The organism is Okeania sp. SIO3I5, from assembly GCF_010672085.1.
Taxonomy (GTDB): Bacteria; Cyanobacteriota; Cyanobacteriia; order Cyanobacteriales; family Microcoleaceae; genus Trichodesmium.
Genome location: NZ_JAAHHT010000009.1, coordinates 28,308 through 48,570, shown reverse-complemented (window position 1 = coordinate 48,570; position 20,263 = coordinate 28,308). Strand labels below are relative to the sequence as shown.

At 37.5% G+C, this 20,263-nt stretch carries 17 protein-coding genes; 10 read left to right on the top strand and 7 right to left on the bottom strand.

What is annotated here, in order from left to right; genetic code table 11:
• Positions 1-126: 126 nt before the first annotated feature.
• The 4 genes from F6K40_RS03745 to F6K40_RS03730 all read left to right on the top strand — a co-directional run bounded on the left by F6K40_RS03745 (position 127) and on the right by F6K40_RS03730 (position 5,213).
• Complete coding sequence (locus tag F6K40_RS03745) at positions 127-2,460, top strand: ATP-binding protein (RefSeq protein WP_293131575.1); 2,334 nt, start codon at positions 127-129, stop codon at positions 2,458-2,460.
• Between the two features lie 42 nt (positions 2,461-2,502).
• A complete protein-coding gene (locus tag F6K40_RS03740; protein WP_293131572.1) occupies positions 2,503-2,631 on the top strand; it encodes a hypothetical protein in 129 nt (42 codons plus the stop codon).
• Positions 2,632-3,072: 441 nt separating this feature from the next.
• Entirely contained in the window at positions 3,073-4,428 is a 1,356-nt protein-coding gene (locus tag F6K40_RS03735; RefSeq protein ID WP_293131569.1) for a hybrid sensor histidine kinase/response regulator, read from the top strand.
• A 299-nt stretch (positions 4,429-4,727) separates the two neighbouring features.
• Complete coding sequence (locus F6K40_RS03730; RefSeq protein WP_293131566.1) at positions 4,728-5,213, top strand: ankyrin repeat domain-containing protein; 486 nt, start codon at positions 4,728-4,730, stop codon at positions 5,211-5,213.
• 978 nt (positions 5,214-6,191) lie between these two features.
• Here F6K40_RS03730 and F6K40_RS03725 read toward each other — a convergent pair.
• From F6K40_RS03725 to F6K40_RS03715, 3 genes are all read right to left on the bottom strand, one after another.
• Positions 6,192-7,685, bottom strand: coding sequence for a UDP-N-acetylmuramoyl-L-alanyl-D-glutamate--2,6-diaminopimelate ligase (locus F6K40_RS03725; RefSeq protein WP_293131563.1), 1,494 nt, complete (start codon positions 7,683-7,685; stop codon positions 6,192-6,194).
• A gap of 907 nt (positions 7,686-8,592) precedes the next feature.
• On the bottom strand, positions 8,593-8,868 hold the full coding sequence (locus F6K40_RS03720; protein ID WP_293131560.1) for a glutaredoxin family protein: 276 nt from the start codon (positions 8,866-8,868) through the stop codon (positions 8,593-8,595).
• 423 nt (positions 8,869-9,291) lie between these two features.
• Positions 9,292-9,993, bottom strand: coding sequence for a hypothetical protein (locus F6K40_RS03715; RefSeq protein ID WP_293131557.1), 702 nt, complete (start codon positions 9,991-9,993; stop codon positions 9,292-9,294).
• A 765-nt stretch (positions 9,994-10,758) separates the two neighbouring features.
• On the opposite strand from F6K40_RS03715, the gene F6K40_RS03710 reads away from it, so the two are divergent.
• From F6K40_RS03710 to F6K40_RS03700, 3 genes are read left to right on the top strand one after another with little or no spacing between them, the layout of a single operon-like run.
• Positions 10,759-11,049, top strand: a complete 291-nt coding sequence (locus tag F6K40_RS03710) for a response regulator (protein WP_365670044.1) — start codon at positions 10,759-10,761, stop codon at positions 11,047-11,049.
• On the top strand, positions 11,050-11,361 hold the full coding sequence (locus F6K40_RS03705; RefSeq protein ID WP_293131554.1) for a hypothetical protein: 312 nt from the start codon (positions 11,050-11,052) through the stop codon (positions 11,359-11,361).
• A gap of 24 nt (positions 11,362-11,385) precedes the next feature.
• Complete coding sequence (locus F6K40_RS03700; protein WP_293131551.1) at positions 11,386-12,114, top strand: diguanylate cyclase; 729 nt, start codon at positions 11,386-11,388, stop codon at positions 12,112-12,114.
• A 504-nt stretch (positions 12,115-12,618) separates the two neighbouring features.
• Here F6K40_RS03700 and F6K40_RS03695 read toward each other — a convergent pair.
• Positions 12,619-14,436 (bottom strand): two-component system response regulator, encoded by a 1,818-nt coding sequence (locus F6K40_RS03695; RefSeq protein ID WP_293131548.1) that lies wholly within the window; start codon positions 14,434-14,436, stop codon positions 12,619-12,621.
• A gap of 485 nt (positions 14,437-14,921) precedes the next feature.
• Here F6K40_RS03695 and F6K40_RS03690 point away from each other — a divergent pair, with 485 nt between their 5' ends.
• Positions 14,922-15,071: a hypothetical protein gene (locus F6K40_RS03690; RefSeq protein ID WP_293131545.1), complete on the top strand. Its 150-nt coding sequence runs from the start codon at positions 14,922-14,924 to the stop codon at positions 15,069-15,071.
• 393 nt (positions 15,072-15,464) lie between these two features.
• On the opposite strand, the gene F6K40_RS03685 is transcribed toward F6K40_RS03690, so the two are convergent.
• The 3 genes from F6K40_RS03685 to F6K40_RS03675 all read right to left on the bottom strand — a co-directional run bounded on the left by F6K40_RS03685 (position 15,465) and on the right by F6K40_RS03675 (position 19,251).
• Positions 15,465-16,001 (bottom strand): hypothetical protein, encoded by a 537-nt coding sequence (locus tag F6K40_RS03685; RefSeq protein ID WP_293131542.1) that lies wholly within the window; start codon positions 15,999-16,001, stop codon positions 15,465-15,467.
• A 480-nt stretch (positions 16,002-16,481) separates the two neighbouring features.
• On the bottom strand, positions 16,482-17,885 hold the full coding sequence (locus F6K40_RS03680) for a serine hydrolase (RefSeq protein ID WP_293131539.1): 1,404 nt from the start codon (positions 17,883-17,885) through the stop codon (positions 16,482-16,484).
• A 619-nt stretch (positions 17,886-18,504) separates the two neighbouring features.
• Positions 18,505-19,251 carry an RNA methyltransferase gene (locus F6K40_RS03675; RefSeq protein ID WP_293131536.1) on the bottom strand — a complete coding sequence of 249 codons (747 nt, stop codon included), beginning with the start codon at positions 19,249-19,251 and terminating at the stop codon, positions 18,505-18,507.
• A gap of 473 nt (positions 19,252-19,724) precedes the next feature.
• Here F6K40_RS03675 and F6K40_RS03670 point away from each other — a divergent pair, with 473 nt between their 5' ends.
• On the top strand, positions 19,725-19,919 hold the full coding sequence (locus F6K40_RS03670) for a GNAT family N-acetyltransferase (protein ID WP_365670013.1): 195 nt from the start codon (positions 19,725-19,727) through the stop codon (positions 19,917-19,919).
• A gap of 158 nt (positions 19,920-20,077) precedes the next feature.
• Positions 20,078-20,263 (top strand): GNAT family N-acetyltransferase (locus F6K40_RS03665; RefSeq protein ID WP_483143762.1); only part of this gene is annotated, 186 nt, incomplete at its 3' end.

Genomic DNA, 20,263 nt, shown 5'->3' with positions numbered 1-20,263 from the left:
AAATAGACATCTCCAGAAAAGAGGGAACAGGGAACAGGGAACAGGGAACAGGGAACAGGGGGAGTAATTGATAATTTATGGATAATAATTGATTTTATTTTTCATTTTTGGAGAAGTCTAATAGTTATGGAGAGAAAGCAATCAATGTTACGTTGGAATTTAAGTCTCAAAATTGTGGCTGCTTATTCAGGCTTAATTGCTCTGATGGCGGGGATACTCACTACTACTCTTTACTGGCAGTTTCGCACAGCTAACCAGCAAGCAATGCGCGCTCGCTTATTGGATTTGCTGAGTTTAACTGCGCCAGAAATTGACAGTGACTATCATTCTCTGGTTGTCACACCTAAAGATACTAATAAACCGTTCTACAAGATCAATATCGAAGAACTCAAAACCGTTCAAGCAGCTAGTAAAGATGTCAACCGCATTTATACCCTGCGTCCCCAAAGCAACGGTAAATTCGCTTTTGTCTTAGATGTCTATCCCACGTCGAAATCATCAACATTTGTGGGGGAAATAGCAGAGAATCTAACTCCAATTCTCTCAGCAGAAGGAAATACCCTATCCAAACCCAAGGTTGAAAACGATTTTGTGCAGAATACAGAAGGCAAAAGCTTGTTATATGGATATGCACCGATCGAGGATCAATTTGGTCGTTTAGAGGGGATTTTAGCGATCGAATTAGATGCTACTTCAATTCTGCAATCTGAACAAATTGCTGCAGCGATCGCCCTAGGACTTTTCTTGATAATTTTAGCTTTGACGGTTATTATGGTGCGGTGGTTAGCGCGATCGCTCATTGTGAATCGAACTCTCCGCTTAAATGATGCGGCTAAAAAACTAGCTGCTGGAGAATGGGATCAATCTTTATTGAATGAGAGTAACGATGAATTGGGTGAATTAGCTAATTCTTTTAATTACATGGCGGGGCAACTACAAACCTCATTCCAAAAACTGGAAGAATATTCCCAAACTCTAGAACAAAAGGTAAAAGAACGAACTGTGGAATTAGAGCAAGCAAAATTAATCGCAGATTCTGCGAACCAAGCCAAAAGCACTTTCATTGCCAACATGAGCCACGAATTACGCTCTCCCCTGAACGCTATTCTTGGCTTTGCTCAAATTATGACTCGCTCGCAAACCCTGGGGCGCGAAAATCAAGAAAATATTGGCATTGTTTATCGTAGTGGCGAACATCTCTTGAGTCTAATTAACAATATTCTCGATCTTTCTAAAATTGAAGCAGGTAAAACCACTCTCAATCCCCAAAACTTTGACCTTCAGCGCCTGCTAGATGACATTGATGATATGTTTAAAATGAGAGCAGAGGAGAAAAATCTCTACTTACTGATGGAGTATGAACCCGATCTGCTCCGCTATGTCCGTACCGATCAAATTAAATTGCGCCAAGTGTTGATTAATCTGATTAACAACGCCCTCAAATTTACTCAATCTGGTGGCGTTTCCATTAGAGCTTCCAATCTGAGAACTAATAGTCAAGATCAAGTGTTAGATGCTAATTCTTCTACACTTCATTTTGAAATTGAAGATTCAGGGGCGGGAATTGCTCAAGAAGAATTAGAACATCTTTTTGAAGCCTTTAGCCAAACCAAAACCGGAAAACAAGCTCAGGAAGGAACGGGTTTAGGATTATCTATTAGCAACCAATTTGTGCGTTTGATGGGAGGCGAGATTAAAGTTAAAAGTGTCGTGGGGCAAGGCACAACTTTCCTATTTGATATTCAAGTTACTGAAGTGGCAGCGAGCGATATTACCACACTCGATCCCTCTCGCCGAGTTATTGCTCTGGCAGCTAATCAACCCAAATATCGTATTCTCATAGTTGATGATAAAGCGATCAATCGCCAATTATTAATTAAGCTACTTTCTCCCTTGGGATTTGAACTTCAAGAGGCAAATAACGGCCAAGAAGCTGTGGATATTTGGGAGAAATGGGAACCACACTTAATCTGGATGGATATGCGGATGCCAGTCATGGATGGTTACACTGCTAGCAAAATTATTAAATCTCACCTGAAAGGACAAGCAACAGCAATTATTGCCTTAACAGCGAGCGTCCTAGAAGAAGAAAAAGCAGTAGTCATATCGGCAGGATGCGATGATTTTGTCAGAAAACCTTTTCGAGAGTCAGAAATTTTTAATGTGATGAATAGACATATTGGTGTCGAATATGTTTATGAGGAATTAATTCCAGAAAATACGGCAACAACAACAAAAGAGGTTTTAACCCCAGAGGTAATGGCAGAAATTCCTACTGAGATTTTAGCCCAACTCGAAGAGGCAGTCATGTTTTCTGATGAGGACTTAATTACCACGCTAATCAAACAAATTGCTACTCATAATGATTCTTTAGCTCTGGCACTAAAAACTTCTTTGCATAACTTTGAGTATGAAAAAGTATTAAGCTTAATTTCAGCAACAATAGGAGACAAGGAGTAATATTAAATCCGGTAGCATTGGTGTAAAAAGAGTGTAAAAAGAGTGTGGGAAGTGTGGGAAGTGTGGGAAGTGTGGGAAGTGTGGGAAGTGTGGGAAGTGTGGGAAGTGTGGGAAGTGTGGGAAGATAGAACATTTTTTTCTACCGAATTAAACGGATTTGATATAATATAAGGAGTAATATCATGTCCGGATAATTAGTGATAAAAACACTTCTTTTTCCTGGTACATTCTTTTCTCCTGTCTCCTGTCTTCTGTCTCCTGACTCCTCTTCCTGGTACATTCTTTTCTCCTGTCTCCTGTCTCCTGTCTCCTCCCTAATTATTTATATAGCAGTCGAAGCAAAGATTAGGACATAGACTGATGATGAATCTTATACTAGGAAACACTTTTCCAACTGTTCCCTGTTCCCTGTTCCCTGTTCCCTGCTATATAGCACTACGCATTAAGATTAGGACATTTCTCAATCCTGTTTGCGGAGCATTTCCCTATAAGAAAAAGCCTTTGAAAGTCGGCTGTTCCCTGTTCCCTGTTCCCTGTTCCCTGTTCCCTGTTCCCTGTTCCCTGTTCCCTAGCGCGTAGCGCTATAACTGTTCAACCAGAGATGATCTAAACATGAATTCTACTCAAGAGCAAATCATTATTATTGATGATACCCCAGCTAATTTACACGTACTTAGCACTCTGTTAAAGGAAAATGGCTATCTGGTGCGATCGTTTCCTAATGGAAAATTGGCTTTAGCATTTATTGAAAAATTTTCTCCTAGTTTGATTTTGCTGGATATTAAAATGCCAAACATGGATGGCTACGAAGTTTGTCAACATCTCAAAGCCAACGAATTGACTTGCGATATTCCAGTGATTTTTATTAGTGCTTTAGATGAAGTAATGGATAAGCTCAAAGCTTTTACTCTGGGAGGGGTGGATTATATTACCAAACCATTTCAAGCGGAGGAAGTTTTAGCTCGCATTTCTACTCATTTAGAACTCTCTCGCCTGCAAAAACTTCTGAAACAAGAAAATTATATGCAGGCTCAACAACTAGCAAAACAAAATAAACAACTCCAGCAGATAAATCAGGAATTAGAAAAAGCTAATCAGGAACTGAATCAAAAATACGATGAACTAAAACAAGCCCAACTCACTATTATTCAAAGCGAGAAAATGGCTACCTTGGGGAATCTCGTGGCGGGAGTAGCCCACGAAATTAACAATCCCGTGGGGTTTATTTCCGGAAATTTAGATTATGCCACTAAATACATTCAATATTTAATAGATTTGTTGGAACTTTATCAACAAGGTATTGATTGGAATAGTCAAACAACTCAAGAGAAAATTGAAGAGATAGAATTAGATTATTTATTGACTGATTTACCAGGATTAATTGACTCAATGAAAGAAGGAACAAAACGTATTGCAGAGATTAGTAAATCTATGCGAACTTTCTCCCGTGACGATACAATTGCTAAGGTAGCTTTTAAGATCCATGATGGTATCGACAGCACTTTATTAATTCTCAGACACCGACTCAAAGCTAATGAAAAACGATCAGAAATAGAAGTAGTAAAAAACTATGGCAACCTGCTACCAGTATATTGTTATCCGGGACAATTAAATCAAGTATTTATGAATTTAATTGCTAATGCCATTGATGCTTTAGAAGAAAGTAATTTTGGGAAAACTTTTGAGGAAATAAAAGCAGCACAAAATCAGATTACTATTACTACAGAAATTGATTCAGAAAACCAACAGGCAATTATCCGAATTAGAGATAATGGTATGGGTATGAGTCAGGAAGTTAAAAATAAAATATTCTGTCATTTATTTACTACAAAAAAAGTAGGTAAAGGAACGGGATTAGGTTTATCAATTTCTCGGCAAATAGTAGAAGAAAAACATGGAGGTAAAATTACTTTTACTTCAGAATTAGGAAAAGGAAGTGAATTTACGATTAGTTTACCAAATAATTAATAGACTTCTTACAGAAGTCAGGGAATAGGGAATAGGGAATAGGGAATAGGGAATGAAATTGTTGATTTCCTATCTTGCATTGATTTCATTTTTTATTTTTGGAGATGTCTAATAATTAGAAAAGAGGGAGTAGGGAGTAGGAAATAGGGGGCGTTGCATATTTGGGGGATGATAATTAAATTTGCACCCATCTGAAACTTTTATTTCTACTGACTACTAAAAGATAGGAAATATTTTTCCAACTGTTCCCAGTTAAGTGCTATATAACTAAATGAAACTAAATTATAGGAGAAAATTCAATGACGGAATTAATTAACGCTGCTAAAGTTGGAGATATTTCTCAAGTTGAAACTTTGCTGAGTGGCGGTGTGGATATTAATGCCAGAGACTCGGAGGGTTTAACTGCTTTAATTGCTGCTGCTGAAACTGGCCATGTAGAGATAGTGAAAAAATTGCTAGTTACTGGTGCAGATGTCAATGGCAATGATAATGATGGTTGGGTTCCGTTGATGGGTGCTGCTGCTAGTGGCAACCAGGAAATTTTGCAACTGTTGTTAGATGCTGGTGCTGATGTTAATGCTACTACTAATTTTGGTTTGACTGCTTTGATGACTGCTGCTGGTAGTGGTTATATTAGTGTAGTTCAAACTTTACTAGACAGGGGAGCAGACATTAGGGCAAAAGATAATAATAAATGGACGGCCTTAGTCTGGGCAAATTCTGAAAATCATAAGGATGTGGTGGAGTTGCTGAAGCAGGTGCGCGATAGAACTCCGTTCCGCTGAAGCGATAAAACTACGTTTTCGCCAATCGCCGACATGAAACGCTTCGCGATCGCGATAATTAGTTATTTTAGGGAGTAGAGATGTTCTATACAATGTCTCTACAGGGTAAGGTGATGTCCTCCCCCTGTGTTGACATTGATAATAACAAAATTCTCCTAGCTTGTCAAGGGCCTATGAATGTTTAGCTTATGAAGGTATCCGAATCCTGGCCCAGGCTTTCATCCCGACGCTCCCCTCCCCCCTTCCAAAGGGGGGTTAGGGGGGATGGAGAGCGCGGGACTTCCCGCCAGGAAAGTTAAACCCATGAGATTGCTTCCTTCCACTCCGTTCCAGTCGCAATGACTTGGGTATTGTAATTACCCGGATTTGATATTACGCAAAATATCAGATTGTACACTATATGTAGGGGTGAACAACTGTTCGCCTTTACTAGATACAGCGGTTCTGCGTAAGTGCTGATTAAGTTTAGAAAGGCGATAGCAATTTTGTAGGTAAGGAGCGAGCCACCACCGAAGACCTCTCAGCAAATCCCTCTCCTAAAACTATCCCTGATCAGGAACTCCTGAAAACCTTGTGGGTAGTAGGGGAGCAGGGGAGAAAGAGTCATGGTAGCCAAGTCAAACTACTTAAATTTATGAAAAAATGTACTTATTAATACATTTTTTCTGTAGAAAAAGCCGCTCCAAGACTTATATCATGTCCGGTAGCATCGTTTGTGTATAATAGAAGAAGAAAAAAAATAATTGCCCTTCGCTATCGCCACTCTTCAAGCACTTGATAAATTATCAGTAGGCCACCAACGAAAACAAGTAAGACCTGTTTGGGAGCGATTGCCTCCGGCACGTTAAAGGAGATGGGATAAACTCCCCCACAACTATCCCCCCTTTCACTCGTGGGGCAAGGGGGGATAGTTGTGGGGTTGGGGGGTTAGGTTTTCCACAATTTTAGCCTAGACACCCTACTACGTCCACTTTACTTTTAACTCAAACCATACTTATCGCTCAAAGCATCCCTCGCCTGCTCCCGATCGTCAAAATGAATTTTTTCCGTACCCAGAATTTGATAATCTTCGTGACCTTTTCCAGCTATCAACACCCCATCTCCAGCTTTAGCTTCCATAATAGCAGCATTAATAGCTTGAGAGCGATCGCTTATCACCAAAGGCTTAACTTCCGGCGATATTCCCTCCAAAATATCCTGTAAAATTTTTTCCGGGTCTTCAGTGCGGGGGTTATCAGAAGTCACCACAGCTAAATCTGATAACTCAGCAGCAATTTGACCCATTTTTGGTCGCTTAGTCCGGTCGCGATCGCCTCCACAACCAAATACACAAATCATCCGACCAGGAATAAAAGGTCGTGCTGCTTTTAACAAATTCTCTAAACTATCAGGAGTATGAGCATAATCAACAATTACACTTACATCTTGCTCTTCAGTCACCTGTACTCTTTCCATCCGACCAGGTACTCCCGGAAATTCTGATAAATGAGCAACCACCATCGCCAAATCTAAACCCAAATGTAAAGCTGCTCCCACCGCAGCTAACATATTAGATAAATTGTACTGCCCTACCAATGGCAAACTAAAAGCAATATCGCCCTGGGGAGTATGCAGCGTTCCCTTAACTCCCGTAGGTTGGTATTCTAAATCTGATGCCCACAGATCGGCAGAAGTGTCACTGGTGCTGTAACTCCAAACCTTTTCCGACTCTAATCTGGCAATCAACTTTTTGCCATAGGAGTCATCAGCATTAACGATCGCCCTACCCTTGAGATAGTCTGAACCAAACAGCAACGCTTTTGCCTCAAAGTAATCATCCATATCTTTGTGATAGTCGAGATGATCTTGGGTCAAATTAGTAAATACTGCCACCTCATAAGTACAACCCCAAACTCGCTTTTGATGTAGAGAGTGAGAGCTAACTTCCATGACTCCATATTTACTACCTGCTGCCACTGCTTGCGCCAGTTGGTTTTGCAATTCCACTGGAAAAGGTGTGGTGTAAGCTGCCGTTTCTGCAAATCCTGGCCAACGCGCATAAAGTGTGCCGAATAAAGCGGTAGGTAGTTGAGCATTATTCAGGAGAAATTCGACTAAATGGGTAGTAGTGGTTTTGCCGTTGGTGCCAGTGATGCCTACCATTCTGATTTTTTGCCCAGGGTAGTCATAGAATGCAGCAGCAATTTCTGGGCAAATTTGACTCATGTCGGCAACTGGGATAACACACTCATTTTTGGCTGGGTATTTTGTTGCTGCCAAATGAGAAACTATAGCTACCACTGCACCATTAGCGATCGCGCTTGACCAGAAGTCTCCCCCATCAACGCGGGTACCTGGCATTCCCAAAAATAAATCTCCTGGTTGACAAGCATGGGAATTTGTCGCTAAACCTTTAATTTCTGTTTCTAAAGCTTGGTGATTATTGGTAAGTGAAATACTTGGAACTTTTGCTAATAATTCTCTCAATTTCATATTAGGAACTCCAATAGTTTTTTTGAGTTTTTTTAATTTAAAGTATAGCAAAAATTTACAAGAATATTTGTAACATTTACTGCATTTTTTTTACTTACATTCAAGGAAAGGGAGATGCTATAAGCTTTTCGGTTATTGTCTTTGTTCAGGGAAACTTTTTATGGAAAAATGGTTAATACTCAAGGGGGGAATTTAATCTCTTGATTGAGCATTAAGCATTTAGCAAATGATACTTATGTTGACTTACAATTTTAACTCAAATGAAGTTCGTGTCATTCTCGGCAGTGATGATGAGTCTTATTTCTTTGTAGAGGATGTTTGCGAAATCCTAAAAGTATCTACCGAACGCTTAAACAATGAAGACAGGATTACACATAAATTAAATGAGCAGAAGGTGATAGTAACTTCTGAGTTTTGACTATATGAACTAATAATGAACTGCTTCATAAAACCGATATAAAACGTCATAACGAAAAACTGAGCGCTATTCAGCAAACCGTCCAAGAGTTAAACCAAAAATTACCTAAAAATCAGGAGTAAATTGATTTTATCTTGGTGCAGTTACTTTCAATAATTAATAATTAATAATTACCTCTCCTTGAAAAGAAGAGGATTGACTAATCATGAAAATTTTTGCTTGTTTATCCTTGAAAGGAGAGGCTTTAAACCTTAATTATTCGGTAACCCTACACACAAAAAAATGCACTTCAGAATCTCACTCAAAATTTTATATTCATATTTTTCTATGTAGGTCTGTATTTTATTTTTTATCAAATAAATTTATTTGATAAATCTGAAATTATGTACTAACCACTCCTAGAATACATTAGGAATTTTACTCATCTTTCCTATCCATTAAAATAGAATGAGTAAAGAATGAGTAAAAGTCAATAAATTCAGCAAAAATTTACAAATATTTTTGTAACTTTTGCTGCAAATTTTTTACTGGTGTTCGAGGTGAAAATCGTGGTATAAGCTTTTCAGTTGTGCTATTCGGCTCAGATACACAAAGTACGGGTATTTCATATTGATAAGTTTGAAACCAGTCATCACGGGTAGTAATATCTCTAACCTCTAGGTCGAATTTACAGGGGTTTTCCGGGTCTTTCAGTATTTCTTCGAGTTTTTCTTGGAGTCCTTCGCAGAGGTGGCAGCCTGGTTTACTGTATAAGATTAGGTTCATAATTTAGATTAAATTCTAGAAAATCTGTTAGTTTAATTATTGTATATTTTAAAGTGATTCCTGATTTTGAATTTTTATGGAAAAAAAAATAGGATTAGGAACCCTTTAGCAAGCCTATAAAGCTTATGGAAAAGAACAATTTTGTCAAGTAGTTTTGACAATGGGTTATTCTATATCTCAAAGAGAATATCATCCTTTTTAGGCAGTTTAATTTCCAATTATTGACCAAAAAATAAGGTCTCAAGCCTCCCCTTTTAAGGGGATGATAAAAATCAATTTCAGTATTTCAAGCCTCTAGCTTTCCTGCGGAATGCGGAGCAAAAAGACAGAGGTACTGATAACTGAAATGACACACCCTAGAAATAAGTGGTTGAGTGTTTTCTACTGACTACTGACTACTGACTACTGACTACTAACTTGATATTATTTTGCACAAAAATGCTGCAAAATATTACTGCGAAAATCCTGCAATTCAGTCGAGGGATTCTTAACTGTAAATGCTTCCGATAAAGCATCCGAAAATAAATTACGTTCTGCCAAAAATTTAACTTTAGCTAAAGCGATCGCTTCTGGTGTAGCTTTAGCTTGCTTTAAACCAGTATCAAGTTTTTCTAACTCTCGAGTAATCACCTCACGTTCGGGAACATCCATAACTGTAAAAGTCACTCGTAATGTAGGAAAAGAATACTCATAATCAATTGAATCAAATACTCTCCAATAATAAGTATTACCAGGTTTTAATGATTCTCCATTGTCAATAATTATTTGCTGATTATCTTGAACTTTTTTCGCCCACAAAATCTCTTCACTATTAGCTGGAGGAATGGAAATTCGCTCTAATTCTCCTTGCCAAATAAATGTCGGACGAGTATTCCAAATTTTTTCCTTGAACTCTGTTGAACCAGGAGAAACTAAACACAAACTACCACCCCGAGTAGTACCATCTTTTGGGGTTACTGGTGGGTCTTCATCTGATTGATTAAATGAATCTTGAAAAACTTTTTCCCACTTCTCATTAATATCATTTTTTCCTTGAATATTTTGTGCTTTAATTATTGGGAAATTCCATAAAAATGTTATTTTTAATCCTAAAAAAAATAGCATCAAATTGAGTTTTTTATTCATAAAAATCCTCTGATTCAGTAGGTAGGCACGAAAAAAAACTAAGTATGTAACAAAAAGTAAAGTAGCTCTGAAGCCTCTTCCCTTCAGCATAGCTTTCCTCCTTCCTAATTTCCTAATTATGATAAATTTTAACACCCATCTGCTTAATATTGTTAGAGTAGCTATGTAAGAACTGATTCTTTAACTTAGCTGTTATACCAGGCGTGATAAATGTTTGCTACAAATATAGTAATCAGGAATGAGATGTGAGAAAAAAGTGTAGGGGTTTGGTCTCCAAACCCAAATTATAAGGATTTGGAGACCAAACCCCTACGATAAAATCTTACCGAAAAATTTTGGTTTAAAGCCTGCCCTTTTAAGGGGATAATAAATAAAAATTTTTATGATTAGTAATCCTCTTCTTTTCAAGGAGAGGTAATTATTAATTATTCATTATGACCCAGGAAAACTTTGATTTTACGGTAGTGCATCAGGAATATTAAATCTCAAAGGCCATAAGTTGCCAAATCTAAGTCTAACAAGCAATAAATTCTCTTAATATTTAATTTATAAATCAGCTTTAAGAAAGAACATTTGTGGTAATCTTTCAGAATTATATATTGCAAACTTATGTTATAGCAGGGAACAGGGAACAGGGAACAGGGAACAGTTAGAAAAACATTTCCCAGTCTAAGGTTCATCATCAGTCCATGTCCTAAGCAACTCTTTCTCAGCTATAAAAATACTAAATAATTGAATCTAATAATAAAAATTATGAACCGATAGATCATAGCAAATAATATATTAATTGTAGACGATAAAATTCCTAATTTACGAGTTTTAACAACTATTTTAAAGGGGGAAAATTATCAAGTGAGAAAAGCGACAGATGGTGAAAGTGCAATTGAAGCAGTGCAAATAGAACCTCCTGATTTAATTTTATTAGATATACAAATGCCAGGAATGGATGGCTATGAAGTTTGTCGATCCTTAAAATTAGATCGTGAAACTCAAAATATTCCGATTATTTTTATTACTGCTTTAAGTGAAGTATTTGATCAAGTTAAAGCTTTTTAAATGGGAGGAATTGATTATATTACCAAGCCATTTCAGGAAGAAGAAGTATTAGCAATAATTAGGAATCAGTTAATGATTCAAAAACAACAAAAACTCTTACAACAAGAACAAGAAAAACTCAAGCAAGAAATTAAACAAAGAAAAAAAGCAGAAGAAATTTTATATCAATCTAGAGCATTAATTACCAGTATTTTAAATAATTCCCTAGATGGAATTGCTGCTTTAGAAGCAGTTAGAAATCCTCAAACAGGAAAAATAGAGGATTTTTGCTGCCTAGTCGTTAATCCTGTTATTGCTAAAGTGTTGAATTGAGAACCAGAAGATTTAACGGGAAAGTTGATTTTCAAAAAGTTTATCAATAAAATTGACCCCAGTTTATTTACTGCTTTTGTTGGAGTTGTGGAAACAGGAATATCCTTACAAAAAGACTTGAGTTCTAATAAGAACCAAGAGAAAAAATGGTATAGTTTTACAGCAGTTAAATTAGTTGATGGTTTTAGCGTTACAGTTAGAGATATTACTGAAAACAAAAAACAGGAATTAGAATTGAAGACTTTCGCTAGTATAGATGGTCTAACAGGTATTAGCAATCGCCGTATTTTTGATAGAAGTTTAGCGAAAGAATGGCAAATTTGTCAAAGAGAAAAACAACCTTTGTCTTTAATTATGATAGATATTGACTACTTCAAAAAATATAATGATTTTTATGGTCATCAAAAGGGAGATGATTGTTTAAGTCGTGTGGCAAAAGCGCTCTCTAAAACGATCGAACGCCCTAGGGATATTGTTGCTCGTTATGGAGGTGAAGAATTTGCGATTGTTTTGCCCAATACAGAGCGACCAGGAGCGATCGCTATTGCCGATCGCATTCAACAAGCGATTAGGGTACTAAGAATTCCCCATGAGCGCTCAGAGGTAAATACCATTATTTCTTTGAGTTTAGGAATTGCCTGTGTTATTCCTACCGCAAATAATTCACCAGAGAATCTGATTGATATGGCGGATCGAGCGATGTACAAAGCAAAACAGCAGGGGCGCAATCAGGCGGTAACCTACAGCACATAAATCACGATCAATAATTTGCTTGTTTGATTATCAGAGATATCTAATAGGTTGTAATATCATGTTCGGGTAATCAGTTATGAATAAAATTTCAGCTGTGAGAGTAGGGAAAAGATATTACACTTCTACTTTTCTCCTGACTCCTTTCTCCAGCAATTCTGACTCCTGACTCCTGACTCCTGACTCCTTGATAATTATTTATAAGTATTCAACCGAACATGATATAAGATTTTATCGTAGGGGTTTGGTCTCCAAACCCAAGCGCTAGAGGATTTGGAGACCAAACCCCTACAGCTTTTTCTCACATCTGATTCCTGATCGCTCTATCATTTCCGGATAAGAGCGTGATAGAAAGACCTTCCGCTTTCGCTGCGCGACATGTTTGCGTAGCATTCCCTATAAGAAAACGCGACCAAAAAAATTTCTCGTCGTTATAGCTTAAAATTCCCTCCTATTCCCTCCTGACTCCTGACTCCTGACTCCTGACTCCTCCATTTTTATTTATAACTATTCAACTGGACATGATATAAGTATTTCTTTGATTCGATCGCTGCTTACCGGAGGTGAAAAAAAGTATCCTTGTCCATAATCGCAATTGAGTTTTTGGAGTTGTTCCCACTGTTGAGAGGTTTCCACGCCTTCAGCAATAACATCCATATCTAAATTATGTGCCAATGAGATAATCGCCTTGACAATATCTGAACCCTGTTGTGGTTGTTCCATACGATTAATAAAAGAACGATCTATCTTTAAGGTATTAACTGGAAAACGGTGTAAATAGCTTAAGGAAGAATAACCAGTACCAAAATCATCAATACTTAATTGGATTTGACGTTTTCTCAGTTTTTGCAGCAATGAATATGCTGATTCAGCGTTTTCCATGAGCGCACTTTCGGTAATTTCTAACTTTAAATTACTGCTACTCAGGTTAGTTTCTTCCAGAATACCATCAATTTCTGCAATTAAATCTGGTTGAGCGAACTGTTTGACTGAAAGGTTAACACTTATTGTCAAAGATGGTGATACCACTTGTTGTTGTTGCCAAGTGTAAAGTTGTTGACAAGCGTGCCTTAAAATCCACTTACCTATCGGAATAATCAAATTATTGTCTTCGGCAATGGGAATAAATTTTCCCGGTGATATCATGCTTTTTTCTGGGTGAAACCAGCGAATTAATGCTTCAAATCCAGTAATTTGATTTGTTTGACAGGAAACAATTGGTTGATAATATACTTGGAATTCCTCTTGTTTGACAGCTCGACGTAGATCGTTTTCCAATTGCAGACGATTCATGGCAGAAGCGTGCATACTAGGATCGAAGATTTCATAACGATCGCCACCTTTTTTCTTAGCTTGATACATTGCAGTATCAGCATCCCTTAAAAGATTACTTGGTTGCTCTATATTTTCGTCGGCGAAAACAATACCGATACTAGCAGTTATAAAAATTTCATGGTTTTCGAGGTAAAACGGTTTGGTTAATTTCTCTTGAATTCTGTGGACTACTGCAATCGCATCTTTAAGAGCTTGTATTTCTGTCAACACAATTATAAATTCATCCCCTCCTAAACGAGCTAAGGCGTCACTAACTCGCACACATAACTTGAGACGTGCTGCGATTTCCATTAACAGTTGATCGCCGAGTACATTACCTAAAGAATCATTGATAATTTTAAAGCGATCGCAATCCAGAGAAAGTAAAGCAAAATAAGTATCCGTTTCATCTTTTACCCGATGCACCAATTTTTCTAAGATAGCCATTAATAATACACGATTCGGTAAACCTGTTAACGCATCACGCCTAGACATATACATCATTTTCTCTTGTGCTTGCTCGCGTTCTGACATCTCCTGTTGTAATTGAACCGTTTGTTGTTTAACTTGTTGTTCTAGTTCCCTATTTAAACTTTTAAGTTCTTGTTGTAGCTCTTGAATTGTTAGTTGATTTTTAATCCGAGCTAAGACTTCTTCTATCTGAAAAGGTTTGGTAATATAATCTACTCCTCCAATAGATAAACCTTTAACCTTATTGGCAATATCATTCAATGCTGTCATAAAAATAATTGGAACATCTTTTGTCTCGGGCTGAGATTTGAGTTGTTGACAGGTTTCAAAACCATCCAAATCTGGCATAACTACATCCAATAAAATTAACATAGGAGGATTTTGTTTCCCTTGTTCAATAGCACTTTTGCCATTTTCAGCGATCGCCACTTTATATCCTGCTTCTCTAATTTGTTGGGCAAGAATTTTTAAATTATTGGGACGATCGTCAACTATTAGAATTGGTGCTTCTCTAAGAGGAGAGAATTTATAACTTTTCACGGGAATTTATTGTAATAAATTTTAGTATACTCGATCAATTATATCATTCATTAGTAGTCAGTAGTCAATAGTCAATAGACATCTCCAGAAAAGAGGGAACAGGGAACAGCGGATCTGGGAACAGGGGGGAGTAATTGATAATTTTTTGATCAGAATTGATTTGATTTTTCATTTTTGGAGAAGTCTAATAGTCAGTAGAAAATATTAGTAGTCAATAGTCAGTAGAAGATATTATATCAAATCCGCTGACTACGGTTCCCGATAAATCGGAGTGATATAATTCTACTATCAGAAAAGAGTGAAAACTCCTAGTTTGTCGAGGGTTTGGAGACCAAACCCCGGAGAGTCTGGAATTCTACCGATACTACCGGATTTGATATTAGTAGTCAGTAGTCAGTAGTCGTAGGGGCGATTTCGTTCCGAATGCTGTCGCTTTCCGCGTAATTAGGGTTTGCTGAAAAAAGCAGAGTAGGGGAGTGTGGGAAGTGTGGGAAGTGTGGGAAGTGTGGGAAGTGTGGGAAGTGTGGGAAGTGTGGGAAGTGTGGGGAGGGTGGGAAGAGAAAGAAATTAGGAGAAATAATTGTGAAAGTAATTTTTCTATCTTTGGTCTTCCTAAAATCCTAACTTTTTGGTAATTATATTGGGAAAAGCTGCACTTTTTCGGGATTTAAAAAGGCTATAACCTTTATCTCTAAAGACTTTAATATTTATTCAGCAAGCCCTAATTAGGAGCATGACAAACGGAAATCGCCCCTACAGTAGAAGATACTCAACCACTATATTCTTCTCAAGAATTTGATATTTATGAGTAGTCATATCATGTCCGGATAATCAGTGATAAAAAAAATTCTGCCTTTACAGCGCTTTTCAGATTGATGAACCACATCGTTAGAACCAAAACCCCGTAGGGACGTTCCATGGAACGTCCCTACTGTGGTTTACTGAAATGAAAACTGCTGTAAACTTTTCTTTCCCTTCTGCCTTCCTTTAAAATCAATTACTATCCATAAATTCAAACAGGAAATCAATTATATCTCCCTGTTCCCTGTTCCCTCTTTTCCAAAATTGATTAAATATAAAAATATATAAATCCAAAATGTTAGAGTAGGTAAAAACCAAGGGAATAAAATTGCTGCTGAAATATAAATTTGTAAACTCACTAACCCATAAATTAAATTCAAGAAAAATAGTAATAACAAAATAACTTCCTGTTGTTGCCTTTGACTCCGATTTTCTAACATTAATACCACTCCTTTTCCTAACAAAGCAGCAATCCCAATTAACCATAAATTAGGAATAGGTATCACAAATCTTTGGTTCAGAAAATGATGAACCATATAAGTATGAATTTCACCCCCTGTAAATGTCCTGCTTAGATCGGGAGGTTCCTTTTGAGAACGCCAGTAATTAACCGCAGCAGGTAAAGGAAAATTATCTTCTCCAGGAGCTAACCCCGCATCTTTATATCTAGCAGCAATAATTACTATTGATGGGTGTTTTTCTAGTATAGTTTTTGCTAATAATTCGGATTCATTACTCTCTAAAAGTTGCCAAATAGAACCCATTTGGGATCTATTATTGGGAAGTTGGTTCGTGTGGGAGGTGTGGGAGGTGTGGGAGGTGTGGGAGGTGTGGGAGGTGTGGGAGGTGTGGTCCCTACAGGACTCAAAAAATGTAGGGTTGTAAATATTCTAGCTCAGACAATGAATGAGTAATGCCTACACAAGCGCTCCCCTGCTCCCCTACACAAGCGCTCCCCTACTCCCTCTTTTCTAGAGATACCAATTTTGTAGAGATACCAAATGGCTTCTATAGTTAGAGCATATTTCAGACTAATAAGGTACAGGCTTAAATAGTGAAATTCTTGTAGTGCAGGCATCTTGCCGGCTAGGTGTGTACCTCACGAGCAGCGGGAAGTGCTGTAAGTTGACTTTGAACAACAAGTACAGCAGTCGAAGCAAAAGTTAGGACGCATAAAAAGCCTAAAACTCAGACAAAGCAATCTTCCCTACTCCCTACTCCTTACTCCCTACTCCCTACTCCCTCTATTCTGAGGATTTAAGATATTGATAAGTTTTCTTAGACACCCCCCGAATCAAGTCTACAGCATCTTGGTCATTATCGGGACGCTTCACCAATACAGCCAATAGATAACGCTTACCATTAAGCAAATCAATCATACCAACATCCGCCAACACAGACTTCAGATTACCTGTCTTGTGAGCAACCACAGAACCTTTACCTACACCCCTAGGCAACAACGAATTATTTTGAGTCCTCTCCATAATTCCAAATAAGCGATCGCGAGACTTCAGCGACACCAAACCACCCTGATTCACCTGTGAAATTAAATCGATCAAATCCTTGGGACTCGTTGTATTAGTTCCCGACAAATCTGGTAGGCGATCGTTAATCACAGTATTCTTCAAACCCCAACTCTGAAACAACTGATTCAAAACATCAGCGCCACCAAGTGCTTCAACTAACATATTAGTTGCTGTATTATCACTAATCGCAATCATCTTCCTCGCCGTTTGCAAAGCGGTATATTTTCTCCCAGGCTTCCGAAACTGCATATCTCCAGATCCCTCAGCTACATGAGATTCCTCCATTGTCAACATATCATCCAATTTGATTCTGCCCCGATCTACAGCCTGGAAAAAAGCCACTAAGATCGGTAACTTAATCGTACTAGCTGCTGCCACAGTAGTATCTCCATTAATATCCACATAAGCACCAGTATCAACATCAATCAGAAATACTCCTGGTGTTAACTTTGGATATTTGGCGATGACTGTATCCAACTCTGTTTTCAAAGCTGCAATTTCCCGAGTTTGTTGTACTGCTAAAGGTACAATGGAAGGAGATTTCCATTCTCGATCTGTCTCTACCTCACTATCTGCTGCTTGAGATATTGGATTATAACTACTTCCCGGCTTCAATATTGATAGCACTGTTCCAGCAATCACCGCTATTCCCACACCTAAGATAAACATCCGAGTTGCGTACAATAGCAAAGAAGAAGAACGAGAATTCTGACGACTTGTAACTGGTGATTTTTTAGTCGGGAGTGACTGAGAAATCGCTTGAGCTTTTTCTGCTCGTTTCTGAGGGCGAGCAGACGATTTGGGTTGTTGTTCTGCGATATTCTTTAATCTAGCGATTTCCTCTATTCGACTACGTTTAGATCGATGAGACTGAAATTTCGGAATCTCTTGTTTTGAAACTTTAGGTACAGCAGTCTTCTTTTTGGGAGGCACTGTTCTCAGAAATGTTCGCTCAGAAGTTGGAATTGGAAACTTGGCTACATTATGCTTTTTCTTAAGAGGTGACTGCGGTTGCACCCGACTACGAGGCTTTCTACTACTAGACTGCTCCGACTGAGAGTCGGACTTATTAGTAGAAGAAACTACTGAAAGAATCGATCGATTACGAAAACTCTGAACCACTCCAAACACCTTAATATATAACTATAATTTTATTGATAATACCTCGCCTTTAAGGGCGGGGTTTTAATTGCAAAAATATCAAAAGCTACCTCGGCAAAAATAATTTTTTCTTTGATTGAATAACCTGAAAATTATCGGAAATCCCAACAATTATTTCTGCTCATTTATGACAAGTTTTGACATTATTAATAGTGAATTTGTCTGATAATTATTATCGTCACTCCACTCCAAAGTTGTTGGGTGTTAGGTAGCAAATTTTTCCCTACACTATTACAGAGCAATAGTGTCGAAAACCCAACCATTATTGGCAATGTCTACTACTTAAGTTGGGGTTAAATCCAACGGCAAACATTAAACTTAAAACCTAGCACCCACAACCTACAAAATTCTTCAAGACTAGGTTCTGTAACAAAATTACTAGAAAATTAGCTTTGCACAGAAGCACTTGGCCTTACTAATAAGCCTGTAAATCACCCTATCACTTTAGCGCGAGTCGTACCTATTTTTATCTAGTCCAAAGCAGATAACTACCTGATGAATAAATCCTGAATATTTTCATAAGGAACTTAAATTTGGCGGTGGGACGTTCCTCTTAAATTAAAATACCCAGAGTAGAAAATTAACTATCATCCCGATCCTGATTAGACAGTGCCCAATTGATTTGTCTAATCATTCCCCGCAACATTGCCACTTCTTGACTAGAAGGATAGGCACGATTGTATAAACGACGGAATTTTTCCATTCTGCTAGATGCTGTATGGGGATAAAGATAACCTATTTTCAACAACATAGTTTCTAGATCCTGATAATATGCTTCTAAAACATCTAGGGAGACTTCTGAATCAGAGTTTTGTTGACTTTGATGACTATTTTCCTCATTAAGTTGTGCCTGATATAGCTCATAACAACAGATAGCTACTGCTTGAGCCAGATTTAGAGAAGGATAGGCATCATCTGATTGAATACGGACAAATCTTTGAGCGTAGTTTAATTCTACATTAGTTAAGCCTCTATCTTCTCTACCAAATATTAAAGCTGCTGAATATCCCAGTAGCCAAGGTAGGGAATTTTTAGGGTTTTCTAGGTGAGTGGGCAATGAGCGGTCTAAGGATGTAGTAGCGATCGCCCTTTGACATCCTTTTAGAGCTTCTGGTAATGTTTGGACAATGGTCGCCTTTTCTAAAATTTCTGCCCCATGAACTGCCATTTTTCGGGCCTCTGTTCCATGAGGATCGCATTGGGGGTTAACCAAGACCAAATTATAGAAGCCCATATTTTTCATAATCCGCGCTACAGAACCAACATTTAGTGGCCCTTGGGCTTCTACTAATACTATCTTAATTTGTGTTGATTCTGTTTTAAACATAATTAATCTGTAAGCATTCAGCCATTAGCCATCAATTATCAGCTATTATTTTTGGTTTTATATAAAAGCTTTATTAATTTAGCCAGAATTAAATATTACTATAAAAGCCGACTACCTTGATCTTAAATTCTACAATACTTAGGCAGGCTAACCCAGAAACAATCGGTTTTTGTCGTGAATTTTTATTGTTAAAAACAACGATTTATTCTAAAAATCCGGTTTCTTTGGGTAAGTTCTGTTCTATATCCATTTTTATCCAACTTTTAACCAGATAAATCTTTACCAATAACTTTTTTTAAAAAAACTATCTTACCATATTTGAGATGTATTTTTTGAAAAAAATAATGATAGCTATTAGCTATCAATACTTAATAGTGATTATGCTAATTCACAACAACCTTCTGCTTCAATTGTTAGGATGATAAGGTACAGTTTAATACTAACTTCTATTCCCTATTCCCTATTCCCTAAAAATGACAGAAATAGTATTACCAAATTCCTGTAATCTCAGACCTGCATCTGCTAAAGATATATGGTCTATCCGTAAGTTAGTTTTAACGGCTAAACTTGACCCGACTCAATTACGTTGGCAACAATTTTGGGTGATTGAATGTGAGGAAAAATTAGTAGCTTGTGGGCAGTTGCGTAATTTTGAAAATACACAATAATTAGGCAGTTTAGTAGTTATAAAAACTTGGCAAAAACGTGGATTAGGCACAACACTTACAAAACATCTAATTCAACTTCAATTGTTAGGATGGTAAGGTACAGTTTAATACTAATTTATATTCCCTATTCCCTATTCCCTATTCCCTATTCCCTAAAAATGACAGAAATAGTATTACCAAATTCCTGTAATCTCAGACCTGCATCTGCTAAAGATATATGGTCTATCCGTAAGTTAGTTTTAACGGCTAAACTTGACCCGACTCAATTACGTTGGCAACAATTTTGGGTGATTGAATGTGAGGAAAAATTAGTAGCTTGTGGGCAGTTGCGTAATTTTGAAAAT